This is a genomic window from Actinacidiphila acididurans (assembly GCF_016918855.1).
GTDB lineage: Bacteria > Actinomycetota > Actinomycetes > Streptomycetales > Streptomycetaceae > Actinacidiphila > Actinacidiphila acididurans.
Map to the genome: position 1 here is coordinate 443343 of NZ_JADKYB010000004.1, position 13849 is coordinate 457191.

Here is a 13849-nt window from a genome sequence, read left to right on the forward strand (position 1 = left end):
GCCGCCGAAGGCCCTTACCCCCGCGCCCACGGATTGCGGCGCTCGTACTCCCCCTTCCACGCCGACCGGTACTGCGCCAGCACCGGCGGCGGGAAATTGCCGGCCAGCTCCGTGACCCGCTCCGGCGGGCAGCCGTCGAGCAGCCAGGCCACGTAACTGGGAGCCAGCCGGGACTGGGCGACCTGGTCCCGCTGGGCGTCGGCGAACTTCACCCAGTCGGCCTGCGGCAGCACCGCCCCGATCAGCGGAAGTGCTTCCTTCTCCTCGTGCACCAGGTGCGCAGTCAGCTCCGTGACCAGGGCATCCGCGAGGTCGCCGAGGCGCGCGTGGCACTCCCCGGCGTCTGCCAGTGCCGCGTCGATCGCCGCGACCAGGGGGTCGATACGGGTGTGCTCGTCCTCCAGGGCCGCCAGCAACTCCAGGTCGTCCGGGCGGTCGTCGACCAGCGCGGTGAGGGCCGGCCACAGGACGTCGTCCTCGGCCGTGTGATGGATGACCAGGAACTGTTTGAACAGGGTCCACCCGAAGTGCGTGGCGGTGAGCCGGGCCGGGTCGTCGCCGGCGGCCGCGGCGGACGACGCGATCAGTACCGCGTCACGCCGCAGGCCGTCGTGGAAGGCGTACATCATGGTCGTGTCCACGACGTCGCCCTGTCGTCGTACGGGGGCCGAGGGACCCGGTACGGAGGCGTTCGCCGGGATGTTCGGGCTGGCCGGAGTCGTCATCGCTGTCTCCCAGGAGCCTGGAGCCGAGTGAGGCCGGGTACGGCGGAGCACGGCACGGAACCCATGGGACAGACCAATGGGACAGAAGGTGCGCCGCCGCACCCGAGGCTATAGTCAGCTCCTGGAATCGTCAAACAACATATCCATCTACTGCTTTAACCATCGGCGGCCCGTCAGTGATCTTCGGCGATCTTCAGTGACCTTCAGTGATCGTCGGCGGCCAGCTCCTTGACGATCTTCAGCGCCTCGTCGATGTGGCCGCCGATGTTGGTCATGGACGAGAAGGTGTGGCGGATCGTGCCGTCCTTGTCGATCACGAAGGTGATCCGGCCGGGGATCACGCCGAGCGTCGAGGCGCCGTACTGCTTGCGGACGGCCCGGTCCCGGTCCGACAGGAGGACGAACGGCAGGTCGTGCCGCCCCGCGAACTTCTCGTGCGACTCCACCGAGTCCGAGCTGACGCCGATCACCTCGGCGCCGGCGTCGGTGAAGCTCTCGTAGCTGTCCCGGAAGCTGCACGCCTCAGCGGTGCAGCCGCTGGTGTTGTCCTTGGGGTAGAAGTACAGGACCACGACCTTCCGGCCCACGTAGTCGCCGAGCCGGACCGGGTTGCCGGCCTGGTCCGGAAGAGTGAAATCGGGTGCCTTCACGCCGGCTTGCAGGCTCATCGCCGTCTCCTTGAGTGATCCGGGCCCCGCCGGGCCCGGTGCCTGTGTCTGTCGTGCCTGTGTGCGGAACGGGTACGTCCGGGATACGTGTGCGGGCCGCGCGCGACTCAGCGCCGGGCCCGCCCGCTCAGGCCTCCGCGCTCAGCAGCTTGGTCAGCAGAGCGCGCAGCTCGGCCCGCCCCCGCGCGCCGAGGGTGCGGCCGAAGTCCGTCTCGGTGGCCTCCACCACCCCGCCCGTGCGGCGCAGACGGTCCTGCCCCGCCTCGGACAGCCGCAGCGCGTACCGGCGGCGGTCCTGCGGGTCGCGGTCGCGTACGACCAGGCCGGCGGCGGCGAGGTCGTCCACGATCTGGAGCACCGCCTGCTCGCTCACCGTGAGGCGGCGGGCGAGCTGCTGCTGCGAGCAGGGGCCGGTGGCCAGCGCGTTGAGGGCGCCGAAGTGCCTGACCTGGAGGCCCGCGTCGGCGAGGGCGTCCTCGATGCGGTGCCGTACGAGGTGGTGCGCCTGGGTGATCAGCGATCCGGTACGGAGCTGCTCGTCGCTCGCGCGCAGGGCATCCGGGCGGCCCAGGAGATCGGCGAGCAGGGTGTCGAGGCGGGCGCGCTCGGCCGGGGCGAGGGCGGTGGTCAGCAGGTCGTCGCGCTCGGCCAGGGCCGGGCCCATGGCCCGCAGGGCGTCCTGGCCCTCGTCGGTGAGGGTGAGCAGGTACGAGCGGCGGTCGCCGGGGTTACGGGTGCGGGCGACCTGGCCGGCCGCCTCCAGCCGGTCGATGAGCTTGACCATGGTGGTGCGGTTCAGGCCCAGCACCTCGCCGAGGTCCTGCTGGGAGTACGTGGCAGCGGCGGGGTCGCTCAGCGCGTCCAGCACCTGGAAGTCACGGGCGCTGCCGGTGCCGCCGCCGACCGGCTGGAGTTCGGGGGCCAGGCGGTTGGTCCGCAGGTACGCGCGGCGCAGCAGGTGGCCGGTGTACGACGGCGGCGCAGTCGGCGGTGGTACGTCAGCCGTCCGCGCCGCGCCGTGCGTATCGTCCGCCACCACCCCGCACCTCCGCCGGCCAGACTAGCGGGTGGCGAAGGGCGCGTCGGAGGGGACGATCTCCCTGCCCAGCGGCATCAGGGACAGCGGGATCAGCTTGAAGTTGGGGATGGCCAGCGGGATGCCGATGATCGTGACGGCCAGCAGCACTCCGGTGACGATGTGACCGAGCGCCAGCCACCAGCCGGCCAGGATCAGCCACAGTACGTTGCCGATGAGCGAGCCGGCGCCGGCGTCACGCCGCTCGACGGTGGTGTAGCCGAACGGCCACAGGGCGTACACCCCGATCCGGAAAGCCGCTATGCCGAACGGGATTCCGATGATCGTGATGCACAGGATGAGCCCGGCCAAGAAATAGCCCAGGCACATCCACAGACCGCACAGCACCAGCCAGATGACGTTCAGGATCGTTCTCATCTGCGACCTGCCATCTCTTCGAGGCGGGCGATGCGCTGCGCCATCGGCGGGTGGGTCGAGAAGAACCTGGACGCATCACCCGGGCGGAAGGGGCTCGCGATCATCATATGACTGGCGGTCTCCAACTGCGGGGTCGGAGCGAGCGGGCGCTGCCGCACTCCGGCGTCGAGCTTGCGCAGCGCGGACGCCAGCGCGAGCGGGTCGCCGGTGAGCCGGGCACCGGAGGCGTCCGCCTCGTACTCCCGGGAGCGGGAGACCGCGAGCTGGATCAGGCTGGCGGCCAGCGGGCCGAGGATCATCATCAGCAGGAAGCCGAGGATGCCGGGGCCCTCGTCGTCGTCCGACCGGCCGATCGGGATCAGCCAGGCGAAGTTGACCAGGAACATCACCACCGAGGCGAGGGCGCCCGCCACGGAGGAGATGAGGATGTCCCGGTTGTAGACGTGGCTCAGCTCGTGGCCGAGCACGCCGCGCAGTTCACGCTCGTCGAGGATCTGCAGGATGCCGTCGGTGCAGCACACCGCCGCGTTGCGCGGGTTGCGGCCGGTGGCGAACGCGTTCGGCGCCTCGGTCGGCGATATGTACAGCCGCGGCATCGGCTGGCGGGCGCTCGTCGAGAGCTCGCGCACGATCTGGTACAGCCACGGAGCCTCGAACTCGCTCACCGGGCGTGCCCGCATCGCGCGCAGCGCCAGCTTGTCGCTGTTCCAGTACGCGTACGCGTTGGTGCCCAGCGCGACGAGGACCGCGACGATGAGCCCGGTCCGGCCGAAGAAACTGCCGATCACCAGGATGACGGCGGACAGCGCGCCGAGCAGTACCGCTGTCTTCAGTCCGTTGTGGCGCCGGTGCACCTGTGCCCTCCAATGTCTCGCGTCAGGGGGGACTTCCCCCTCGGGAGAACCTCCTAACCAGGTCAACGCCGGCCGGGCGCCGCTGGTTCCCTCGTGCCTACTCTGTGCGACCGACCGGGCCGCGGCCGGGGGCCCACGGGGTCAGAGCAGGGAGCCCTGGGCGTACCGCAGTACGAGCTGCGGCGCCCCGGACAGCACCAGGCCGGCCACCGCGGTCAGCGCGATCGCGGCGGTCAGGCCGGCGGGCGTACCGGCGAGCGCCGGGGCCGGGCCGGCGCCGGGCACGACGGCGGGTGACAGCTCGCCCGAGGGCTCCCCCGCTTGCTCCGGACGGGTGAACAGCAGCGCGGTCCACCGCAGGTAGTACACCAGGGCGATCACCACGTTGACGGCCATGATCACCGCGAGCCAGCCGTGCCGGGCGCCGACCGCCGAGGAGAAGACGGCGACCTTGGCGAACAGCCCGATGATGCCCGGCGGCAGCCCGGCCAGGCACAGCAGGAAGAAGGCCAGGGCGAGCGCGGCCAGTGGCCGGGAGGCGTACAGGCCGCGGTAGTCGGTGAGGCGACCGGCCGGGGCGGTCCGGGTCACCAGGGCGGCGACCGCGAAGGCCCCGAGGTTCACCACCCCGTACATCAGGGCGTACGCCACGGTGGTGCCGATCTCGTGCGCCGGGCTGTCGGCGGAGGACGCGGCGGCGAGCGGCACCAGCAGGTAACCGGCCTGCCCGATGGAGGACCAGGCCAGCAGCCGTACGGCGCTGCGCTCGACGCCGGGCCGCTGGCGCAGCGCGCCCACGTTGCCGACCGTCATGGTGAGCACGGCCAGGACGCCCATGGCCGGGCCCCACACGTCCGCGTACGGGCGGAAAGCGACGACCGTGACCAGGATCAGCCCGGAGAAGCCGGCCGCCTTGCCGACCACCGACAGGTACGCGGCCACCGGCAGCGGGGCGCCGGCGTACGTGTCGGGCACCCAGAAGTGGAAGGGCGCGACGGCCAGTTTGAAGGCGAAGCCGACCAGGGTGAGGGCGGCGCCGGTCTTGGCGAGGGTGCCGAGGTGGTCCGGCGGGTGGGTCAGGCCCTGGGCGACGCCGGTCAGGTGGAGCGTGCCGGTGGCCGCGTACACGAAGCTGATGCCCAGCAGCGAGACGGCGGTGGCGGTGACCGAGGACAGGAAGAACTTCAGCGCGGCCTCGCCGGCCAGCCGGTCACCGCGGCGCAGCGCCACCAGCGCGAAGGCCGGCAGGGTGGTGACCTCCAGGGCGACCAGCAGCGTGGCCAGGTCGCGGGAGGCGGGCAGCAGCGCACCGCCCGCGGCCGAGGACAGCAGCAGGAACCAGTACTCGCCGGTGGGCGCGGCGGCCCCCGGGGCGGGCCGGGGGTCGGTGGTGACGGACAGCAGCGCGGTCAGCAGCGCGCCGCCCAGCACCAGCGCCTGCACCACGAGCGCGAAGTGATCGGCGGCGTACGAGCATGATGCACCGCCGGTCTGACAGAAGGTGGTGCGGTGGCCGTCGCGCAGCGGGATCTCGGTGAGCAGCGCGGCGGCCAGGCCCGCGGCGGACAGCCAGCCGAGCAGCGGGGCGTGCCGGCGGGGCAGGAACAGGTCGGCGACCAGCACGGCCAGTGAGAGCGCCGCCGGGATCACCACCGGGGTGAGCGCGGTCCAGTCGACGGACTGCACGAGGGAGGGCATCAGTGACCTCCCAGCAGGGTGCGGACGGCCGGTTCCGTCAGCCCCAGCAGGGTGGCGGGCCACAGGCCGGTGACGACGGTGAGGGTGGCCAGCGGGGTCCACGCGGCGAACTCGTAGCCGCGAACGTCGGCGAGCGCGCCGGGCGCGTGGGCGGTCTCGCGGTCGCCCATGCACACCCTGCGCACCACGACCAGCAGGTACGCGGCGGTCAGCAGGGTGCCGAAGGCGGCGATCCCGGTGAAGGTGAGGTACGCCCCCCGGCTCAGGCCCGCGCCGGGGTGGAAGGAGCCGAACATCGCCAGCATCTCGCCCCAGAACCCGGCCAGGCCCGGCAGGCCGAGGGAGGCGACGGCGGCGAAGGCCAGCAGGCCGCCCAGCCGCGGCGCCCGCCCGTACAGCGCGGCCCCGGTCCGGCCGGCCAGCTGGTCCAGGTCGGTGGAGCCGTACCGGTCCTTGACCGCGCCGACCAGGAAGAAGAGCAGGCCGGTGATGAGGCCGTGGGCGATGTTGGCGAACAGAGCCCCGTTCACGCCGGTGCGGGTCAGGGTGGCGATGCCGAGCAGGACGAAGCCCATGTGGCCGACCGAGGAGTAGGCGATCAGCCGTTTGAGGTCGCCGCCGTTGCCCGGCCGGGCCAGCCACAGGCAGGCCAGCGAGCCGTAGACGATCCCGACCACGGCGAACGCGGCCAGGTACGGGGCGAAGGTGTGCATCCCGCCGGGGGTCATCGGCAGCAGGATCCGGACCATGCCGTAGCTGCCCATCTTCAGCAGTACCCCGGCCAGCAGCACCGATCCGGTGGTCGGGGCGGCGGTGTGGGCGTCCGGCAGCCAGCTGTGCAGCGGCCACATCGGGGCCTTCACGGCCAGGCCGATTCCAATGGCCAGAACCGCGATGAGCTGCGTTGAGTGACTGAGTGATGACCCATTGTCAGTGGCGAGTGCCACCATGTCGAACGTGCCCGCTTTCACGCCGATGAGCAGCAGGCCGAGCAGCATGATCACGGAGCCGAGGAGGGTGTAGACGATGAACCGCAGGGCCGACCGTTCCCGGTCCCCCCCGCCCCAGCGGGCGATGAGGAAGTACATCGGGATGAGGACCATCTCGAAGGCCAGGAAGAACAGCATCAGGTCGAGCACGGCGAAGGTGGCCAGCGTGCCCGATTCCAGCAGGAGGAGCAGGGCGACGTATGCCTTGGGGGACGGGCCCTCGGGCGGCTTGAAGTACGAGTACAGCGCGCACAGGAAGGTGAGCAGCGCGGTGAGCACGAGAAGGGGGAGGGAGATGCCGTCGATGCCGATGTGGAGGTGGATCCGCAGCGCGGGGATCCAGCTCAGGTCGGTGGTGGCCTGCATCTTCGCCGGGTGGTCGTGGTCGAAGCCGGCGGCGAGCACGACCGTGAGGACGAGTACGGCGCCCGTGACGGTGACGCCGTGGCGCAGCACCGCCTGGCCGGGGTCGCGGCCGCGCAGGCCCGGCGGGGGCGGGAGCAGGGCGCCCACCGCGCCGAGCAGCGGCAGCACGAGGGTCGCCGCGAGGACGTACTGGAGAGCGGTGTGGTTCACGGGGTGTCACCCTCCGACGGCGACGAGGACGGCGAGCACGACCGCACCGGCCAGCAGCGCGCTGAGGTAGGTCTGGACATTGCCGGTCTGGGCCCTGCGCACGGCGGCGCCGAGCAGCCGGGGGACGGCGCCCGCGCCCTGGACGTAGGTCTCGACGACGTCCCGGTCCAGGAAACGGACCAGGCTCGCCGCGGCCAGCACCGGGCGGACGAACAGCGCGGTGTAGACCGCGTCGAGGTGGAACCCGTGGGCGGCGGGCCGGTGCAGCGGGCCGAGCAGCAGCCGGCCGGGGTCCCCGGGGTCGTCGGCAGCGCCGATGTCCCCGTAGATCTCCTCGTGCGACTCGATGGCCTCGGCCTCGACCAGTTCGGGCTCCGCGTCGGCCGGTACGGCGACCACCGCGCCGATCGGCACCGAGCGGCGGGCGGCGGCGGTGGCCTGCCAGGCCGCCCAGGCGGCCAGCACCCCGACGAGGGCGAGCCCGGTGGACAGGACGGAGGTGACCAGGGCCGGGCCGAGCGACAGACCGTCGAACCAGTCGGGCAGTGAGCGGTAGGTGAGGCCGCCGAAGGCGATGGTGGGGACGGCCAGCACCCACAGCACGCCGGTCATGAGAGGGGGGACGCCGGTGCGGATGCCGGGGTCCGGGTCCGGGTCGGGGGCGCCCGACGGGTCCGGGCCGGGGGCCGCCGGGGCGGGATCGGCGGGCGGTACGGGGCCCTGCTCGGCGGACGGCTTCGGCTGCGGCGCGGGCGACGGCTCGGCGGCGGCCGGTTCGCCCGGTCCGGCGGCCGGTCCGGCGGCGGGGGCTGCGGCGGGACGGCCGATGAGCGGGGGGACGCCGGCCAGCAGGAAGAGGCGGGCGGCGTAGGTGGCGGTGAGGAAGGCGGTGAGCAGGCCGGCGATCAGGACCGTCCAGCCGACGGCCGAGGGGACATGGGCGGTGTCGCCGTTCGCCGCGTGCTCGGCGGCGCGCAGTACCGATTCCTTGGAGAAGAAACCGGAGAAGGGAGGCAGTGCGGCCAGGGCGGCCAGGCCGATGGCCAGGGTCCAGCGGGCGTCGGGGGCGCGCCGGGCCAGGTCGTCCATGCGGGACATCGCGGCCAGCGAGTTGGTGCCGGCCACCTGGATGAGCGCGCCCGCGGCGAGGAAGAGCAGGGCCTTGAAGGCACCGTGCGAGAGGAGGTGGAAGACGGCGGCGTCGCGGTTGCCGACGGCCAGGGCGCCCGCCATGTAGGCGAGTTGGCCGATGGTGGAGTACGCGAGGACCCGTTTGATGTCGTCCTGGGCGAGGGCGGCCAGGGCCGAGCCGATCATGGTGACGGCGGCCATGGCGGCCAGCACTGCGAGCGCGGCGGTGGAGGCGGTGAACACCGGCAGCAGCCTGGCCACCAGGTAGATGCCGGCGGCCACCATGGTCGCGGCGTGGATCAGCGCGGACACCGGGGTCGGGCCGGCCATGGCGTCGGGCAGCCAGGTGTGCAGCGGGAACTGCGCGGACTTGCCCGCGACTCCGGCGAGCAGCAGGAGCGCGGTCACCGTCGGGTGCTGGAGCCGGCCGTGGGCGGCCGCGTCGAGGATGCCGCTGATGCGGAAGGTGCCCGCGTCGGTGGCGAGGGCGAAGACACCGATCAGGAAGGGGACGTCGCCGAGCTTGGTGACCAGGAAGGCCTTGAGGGAGGCGGTGCGGGCGGGTTCGGTCTCCCAGTAGTGGCCGACCAGGAAGTAGGAGCAGATGCCCATGATTTCCCAGCCGACCAGCAGCACCATCAGGTCGCCGGTGTAGACGACCAGCAGCATGGCGGCGGTGAACAGGGAGACCAGGGCGGCGTAGGAGGGATAGCGCGGGTCGTCGCGCAGATAGGAGAGGGAGTAGAGCTGCACGCAGGTGGCGACCAGGCCGACGAGCAGGGCGATCAGGACGGAGAAGCCGTCCAGGTGCAGGGCGAGGTCGATGGGGATCGAGCCGGTGGTGGCCAGCCGGTGGGCGGCGTCGGTGGGCGCGCCTGTGCCCTGGCGGGCGGCGACGATCGCGGCGAGCACGAATGCCGTGGCGGTGGGCAGGACGGCCACCGGGCGGACGAAGCCGGGCGCGCGGCGGCCCAGCAGAAGTCCCGCGGCGCCGCCGAGAAAGGGAAGGAGGGGGACGAGCGCGGCAAGGGCGGTCAGGGTCACGCGGAGGCCTCTGCCTTCTCGTTGGCCTTCTCGGTGGCCTTGGTGTCGGTGGTGCCGTGGGGGGTGGCGTTCTCGTCCGCCGTGTCCTCGTCGGCCGCCGCGCCCGGGACGAGCGGGCCCCCGGAGGATCCCGGGCGGGGTTCGGCGAGGCCGGTGAGGCGGTCGATGTCGGAGCTGCCGCGGTTGCGGTAGACGAGCAGCACGATCGCCAGGCCGAGTCCGATCTCGGCGGCGGCGATGGTGATGGTGAACAGGGTGAGCGCCTGGCCGGCGTGCAGGGTGTCGCGCAGCCAGACGTCGAAGGCGACCAGGTTGAGGTTGACGGCGTTGAGCATCAGCTCGACGGACATCAGGACGAGGATGGCGTTGCGGCGGGCCAGCACACCGTAGACGCCGACGCAGAACAACAGGGAGGCGAGGACGGCGGGATAGGCGAGGTGCATCACTTCTCCTCGCGGCGGGACAGGACGATCGCGCCCACGAGGGCGGCGAGCAGCAGCACGGACAGCGCCTCGAAGGGCAGTACCCAGTGCCGGAAGAGGCTGACGCCGGTGGCCCGGGAGGACCCCTGGACCACGCCGTGCAGGTCGATCCAGGTGGTACGGAAGGCGTCCACGACCACCCAGACCAGGGTGGCCGCGGCGGCGACGGCCACGCCCAGGGCGACCGGGCGGTTGCCCGAATCGGCGTCCGGGGAGCGGCCGATGGGCGCCTTCGTCAGCATCAGGCCGAACAGGAGCAGGACCACGACCGAACCGACGTAGATGAGCACCTGCACCCAGGCGATGAACTCGGCGGTGAGCAGCAGGTATTCGACGGCCAGGCCGCCGAGGGCGACGACCAGCCACAGGGCGGCGTGCACCAATTGGCGGGTGCTGACGGTCAGGACGGCCGCGCCCAGGGTGGCGAGGCCGACCAGGACGAAGGTGATCTCGACGCCGGTCGGCGAGAGGAAGCCGGGATGGTGGCCGGCGGCCAGCGCGTTCACGACCCGCCCTCCTCCGGCCCGGCGCCCGGGCCGGGTTCGGCGTCGGGGCCGGGTTCGGCGTCGGGGCCGGTCGCGCCCGCCTGCCCGGAGCCGGAACCGGAACCCGAACCGGAATCGGCGGCAGCCGCGGCGGCCTTCTCCGCGGCCTTACGGGCGGCGGCCAGTTCCTTGGGTTCCTCGGCGGCGGGGTCGAGGGCCGGCGGGGCGGGGACGGTCCACATCCACTCGCGCAGCCGGTCGCGTTCGTGGGTGAGGTCGAGGATGTCGGTCTCGGCGTACTCGAACTCCGGGGACCAGAACAGGGCGTCGAAGGGGCAGACCTCGATGCAGATGCCGCAGTACATGCACAGGGCGAAGTCGATGGCGAACCGGTCGAGGACGTTGCGGCTGCGCTCGCGCCCGCCCGGCGCGGCGGGGGGCACGGTCTCCTTGTGGGAGTCGATGTAGATGCACCAGTCCGGGCACTCCCGGGCGCACAGCATGCAGACCGTGCAGTTCTCCTCGAACAGCGCGATGACACCGCGCGTGCGCGGCGGCAGTTCCGGCTGGGCGTCGGGGTACTGGGCGGTGACGGAACGCTTCGTCATCGTCTTGAGCGTGACGGCCAGGCCCTTGGCGAGACCGGATCCGGGGACGGGGGACATGGCTTAGGAGGTCACCACCTTGACGACGCCGGTCAGGGCGATCTGGGCGAGGGCGAGCGGAATGAGCACGGTCCAGGCGAACTTCTGCAGCTGGTCCTCGCGCAGCCGCGGGTAGCTGACTCGCAGCCAGATCACGACGAAGGCCAGCAGCGCGGTCTTGGCCAGCGTCCACAGCCAGCCGACACCGCCGGCCCACGGGCCGTGCCAGCCGCCGAGGAACAGCACAGTGGTCAGCCCGCACAGCACGACGATGCCCGCGTACTCGGCGAGCAGGAACAGGGCGAAGCGCAGGCCGGTGTATTCGGTGTAGGCGCCGAAGATGATCTCGGAGTCGGCCACCGGCATGTCGAAGGGCGGGCGTTGCAGTTCGGCCAGCCCGGCGGTGAAGAAGACGACACCGCCGACGAGCTGCCAGGGCGTCCACCACCAGTGGTAGGCGCCGACGATGCCGGGCAGCGACAGGGTGCCGGCCGCCATCGCGACCGAGGCCGCGGCCAGCAGCATCGGCAGTTCGTACGCCATGAGCTGCGCGGCGGTGCGCAGGCCGCCGAGCAGCGAGTACTTGTTGGACGACGCCCAGCCGGCCATCAGCGAGCCGAGCACGCCGACGCCCATCACGGCCAGTACGAAGAACAGGCCGGCGTCCAGGTTCTGGCCGACGAAGCCGTGCGGGCCGACCGGGATCGCGACGAGCACCAGCAGGTACGGCAGCAGGGCCACGGCAGGCGCCAGCTGGAAGACGGTGCGGTCCGCGTCGGCCGGGACCACGTCCTCCTTCTGGGCGAACTTCACGCCGTCCGCGACGAGCTGGGCCCAGCCGTGGAAGCCGCCGGCGTACATCGGGCCGAGCCGGCCCTGCATGTGCGCCATCACCTTGTGCTCGGTCTGGCCGACCAGCAGCGGGAAGACCAGGAAGACCACGAGCACGCCGAGCAGGCGGAGCAGGACGTCGATGGTGCCGTTCACGCGCCGCCGTCCCCCTCGTCCTCAGGCCGCTCGGGTTCTTGCGCAGGCCTCTGCGGTTCGTCGGTACGCCGCTCGGGTTCGTCCGTACGCCGCTCGGGTTCGTCCCGACGCCGCTCCGGTTCGCCGCCCTCGGCCGCCTTCTTCTGCCAGGGCGCGTCCGGGGTACGGGGCCGTGCGGGCCGCGCCTGGTCCCCCTGACCGGAGGTCCGGCCGGACTCATCCGGCCGGCCGGCCTGGTCGGGCTGCCCGGTCTGGCTCGCCGAGCCCTGGCTCGCGCTCCGCATCCGGCGGGCCGGGCGTTCGGCGGGCGCACCCGCACCCGCGGCGTCCCCGGCGGCACCCGCACCACCCGGCCTGGCCCCACGGGCGCCACGGGCCGGGCGGGCCGGGGCGGGCGGAAGCTGGCCCTTGAGCGGGCCCCACTCGTTGGGGTCGGGCACGCCCGGCGGCAGCATCTGGCGCCGCTTGGGCCCGCCGTCGTGCGCCTCGCCCGGCTCCTTCGCGCCAGGCCACGCCTTGACGACCCGCGCGGCCAGCACGAAGTCCTTGCGCAGCGGGTGCCCCTCGAATTCCTCGGGCAGCAGCAGCGGCGCCAGATCCGGGTGGCCGGTGAAGTCCACCCCGAACATCTCGTGCGTCTCCCGCTCGTGCCAGGCCGCACCCGGGTAGACGTCGGTCGCGGTGGGCAGCACGGCGGCCTCGTGCGGCACGGTGGTCCGTACGAGCAGCCGGCGGACCCCGCCGTCCAGCCCGACCAGGTGCGCGGCGACCCGGAAACCCGTCCCGGGCTCGTCGACCGCGCTCAGCCAGTCGAAGAAGGTGCAGCCCAGCCGGTCCCGGGCGGTGGTCAGCGCCGCCACCCACCGGTCGGCGGGGACGTCCACGGTGAGCAGGTCGTACGCCTCCTCGGCCACCGCCCCGGTCCCGAAGAGCGCCTCGGCCTCGTCCGGCAGCCAGCCCGTCACTGTGCCGCCCCCGGTGGCCTGATCAGCCCGCTGGTGACGGCCGCGGCGCCCGGCCGGGAACCGGAACCCGAACCGGAACCGGATTCGTACCGCTCCCCCAGCGACTCGCGCGCGATGGTCTCCTGGAGCTTGAGGATGCCCTGGAGCAGTGCCTCGGGCCGCGGCGGGCAGCCGGGCACGTACACGTCCACCGGGATGATCTGGTCGACGCCCTTGGTGACGGAGTACGAGTCCCAGTAGGGGCCGCCGCAGTTGGAGCAGGCGCCGAAAGAGATCACGTACTTCGGCTCGGGCATCTGCTCGTACAGCCGCTTGACGGCCGGGGCCATCTTGTCGGTGACCGTGCCGGAGACGACCATCAGGTCGGCCTGGCGCGGGCCGGGGGCGAAGGGGATCACGCCGAGGCGGATGAAGTCGTGCTTGGCCATGGAGGCGGCGATGAACTCGATCGCGCAGCAGGCCAGCCCGAAGTTGAACACCCACAGGCTGTAGCGGCGGCCCCAGTTGAGGACCACCTTCATCGGCTCGGGCGCCAGCCGGGCCAGCGGGCCGAGGCGGCGCGGCTCGGGCAGCGGCTCTCCGCCGGCCGGCGCGACCGTCGGCGGCACCAGGGGCTCGGGGCTCGTACGGGCGGGGTTCATGTCCATTCCAGCACGCCCTTCTTCCAGGCGTAGAGCAGTCCCACCGCCAGGAAGCCGAGGAAGACGAACATCTCGGCCAGCGTGGCGCCGCCGAAGCCGGGCGCGGCGAAGACGGTGGCCCACGGGAAGAGGAAGATCGCGTCCACGGCGAAGATCACGTACAGGAAGGAGTACACGTAATAGCGGATCTGGGTGTGCGCCCAGCCCTCACCCACGGGGTCGACCCCGCATTCATAGGTGAGCATCTTCTCCTGTGTCGGCACGACCGGGCGCAGCAGCCGGCCGCCGGCGAAGGCGACCGCCACGAAGAGCACGCCGACGACCGCGACCAGGCCGACGACCGAGTAGCCGTGGAAGTAGTCCACGTGCGTCCGCTCCTCGTTCCCTCGGTGAGTCTGCAGTGAGACTGCGGTGAGTCAGTGGTGGGTCTGTGATGAATCAGTGGTGAGTCAGTGGTTTCGGTGGTTGGTGCGGGGTGACCGGTGCCGACCGGTCGGCTGTCCAGTG

At 72.3% G+C, this 13849-nt stretch carries 15 protein-coding genes; all 15 read right to left on the reverse strand.

Going from position 1 to position 13849, the window contains the following annotated elements; translation table 11 throughout:
* Window positions 1-14 precede the first annotated feature (14 nt).
* A complete protein-coding gene (locus ITX44_RS09825) occupies window positions 15-725 on the reverse strand; it encodes a hemerythrin domain-containing protein (RefSeq protein WP_205356674.1) in 711 nt (236 codons plus the stop codon).
* Between the two features lie 203 nt (window positions 726-928).
* A complete protein-coding gene (locus ITX44_RS09830; protein ID WP_205356675.1) occupies window positions 929-1393 on the reverse strand; it encodes a peroxiredoxin in 465 nt (154 codons plus the stop codon).
* Between the two features lie 127 nt (window positions 1394-1520).
* Complete coding sequence (locus ITX44_RS09835) at window positions 1521-2429, reverse strand: MarR family winged helix-turn-helix transcriptional regulator (RefSeq protein ID WP_205356676.1); 909 nt, start codon at window positions 2427-2429, stop codon at window positions 1521-1523.
* Window positions 2430-2453: 24 nt separating this feature from the next.
* Window positions 2454-2846 (reverse strand): YccF domain-containing protein, encoded by a 393-nt coding sequence (locus ITX44_RS09840; RefSeq protein WP_205356677.1) that lies wholly within the window; start codon window positions 2844-2846, stop codon window positions 2454-2456.
* Window positions 2843-3700 carry a zinc metalloprotease HtpX gene (htpX, locus tag ITX44_RS09845; RefSeq protein WP_205356678.1) on the reverse strand — a complete coding sequence of 286 codons (858 nt, stop codon included), beginning with the start codon at window positions 3698-3700 and terminating at the stop codon, window positions 2843-2845. Before htpX ends, ITX44_RS09840 begins: the two co-directional genes overlap by 4 nt.
* A 141-nt stretch (window positions 3701-3841) precedes the next feature.
* The gene (locus ITX44_RS09850) at window positions 3842-5398 is read right to left on the reverse strand and encodes an NADH-quinone oxidoreductase subunit N (RefSeq protein ID WP_205356679.1); all 1557 of its coding nucleotides are present in this window, start codon (window positions 5396-5398) and stop codon (window positions 3842-3844) included.
* Entirely contained in the window at window positions 5398-6963 is a 1566-nt protein-coding gene (locus tag ITX44_RS09855; RefSeq protein WP_205356680.1) for a complex I subunit 4 family protein, read from the reverse strand. Before ITX44_RS09855 ends, ITX44_RS09850 begins: the two co-directional genes overlap by 1 nt.
* A 6-nt stretch (window positions 6964-6969) precedes the next feature.
* On the reverse strand, window positions 6970-9138 hold the full coding sequence (locus tag ITX44_RS09860; RefSeq protein ID WP_205356681.1) for an NADH-quinone oxidoreductase subunit 5 family protein: 2169 nt from the start codon (window positions 9136-9138) through the stop codon (window positions 6970-6972).
* Window positions 9135-9581, reverse strand: a complete 447-nt coding sequence (nuoK, locus tag ITX44_RS09865; RefSeq protein WP_236060280.1) for an NADH-quinone oxidoreductase subunit NuoK — start codon at window positions 9579-9581, stop codon at window positions 9135-9137. The genes ITX44_RS09860 and nuoK overlap by 4 nt, the downstream gene beginning before the upstream one ends.
* Complete coding sequence (locus ITX44_RS09870) at window positions 9581-10126, reverse strand: NADH-quinone oxidoreductase subunit J family protein (RefSeq protein ID WP_205356682.1); 546 nt, start codon at window positions 10124-10126, stop codon at window positions 9581-9583. The genes nuoK and ITX44_RS09870 overlap by 1 nt, the downstream gene beginning before the upstream one ends.
* Complete coding sequence (locus tag ITX44_RS09875) at window positions 10123-10770, reverse strand: NuoI/complex I 23 kDa subunit family protein (RefSeq protein ID WP_205356683.1); 648 nt, start codon at window positions 10768-10770, stop codon at window positions 10123-10125. The genes ITX44_RS09870 and ITX44_RS09875 overlap by 4 nt, the downstream gene beginning before the upstream one ends.
* A 3-nt stretch (window positions 10771-10773) precedes the next feature.
* Window positions 10774-11736 (reverse strand): complex I subunit 1/NuoH family protein, encoded by a 963-nt coding sequence (locus tag ITX44_RS09880; RefSeq protein WP_205356684.1) that lies wholly within the window; start codon window positions 11734-11736, stop codon window positions 10774-10776.
* A complete protein-coding gene (locus ITX44_RS09885; RefSeq protein WP_205356685.1) occupies window positions 11733-12701 on the reverse strand; it encodes an NADH-quinone oxidoreductase subunit C in 969 nt (322 codons plus the stop codon). The genes ITX44_RS09880 and ITX44_RS09885 overlap by 4 nt, the downstream gene beginning before the upstream one ends.
* Window positions 12698-13348 (reverse strand): NADH-quinone oxidoreductase subunit B, encoded by a 651-nt coding sequence (locus tag ITX44_RS09890; RefSeq protein WP_205356686.1) that lies wholly within the window; start codon window positions 13346-13348, stop codon window positions 12698-12700. Before ITX44_RS09890 ends, ITX44_RS09885 begins: the two co-directional genes overlap by 4 nt.
* Entirely contained in the window at window positions 13339-13707 is a 369-nt protein-coding gene (locus ITX44_RS09895; RefSeq protein WP_205356687.1) for an NADH-quinone oxidoreductase subunit A, read from the reverse strand. The genes ITX44_RS09890 and ITX44_RS09895 overlap by 10 nt, the downstream gene beginning before the upstream one ends.
* Between the last annotated feature and the right edge of the window lie 142 nt (window positions 13708-13849).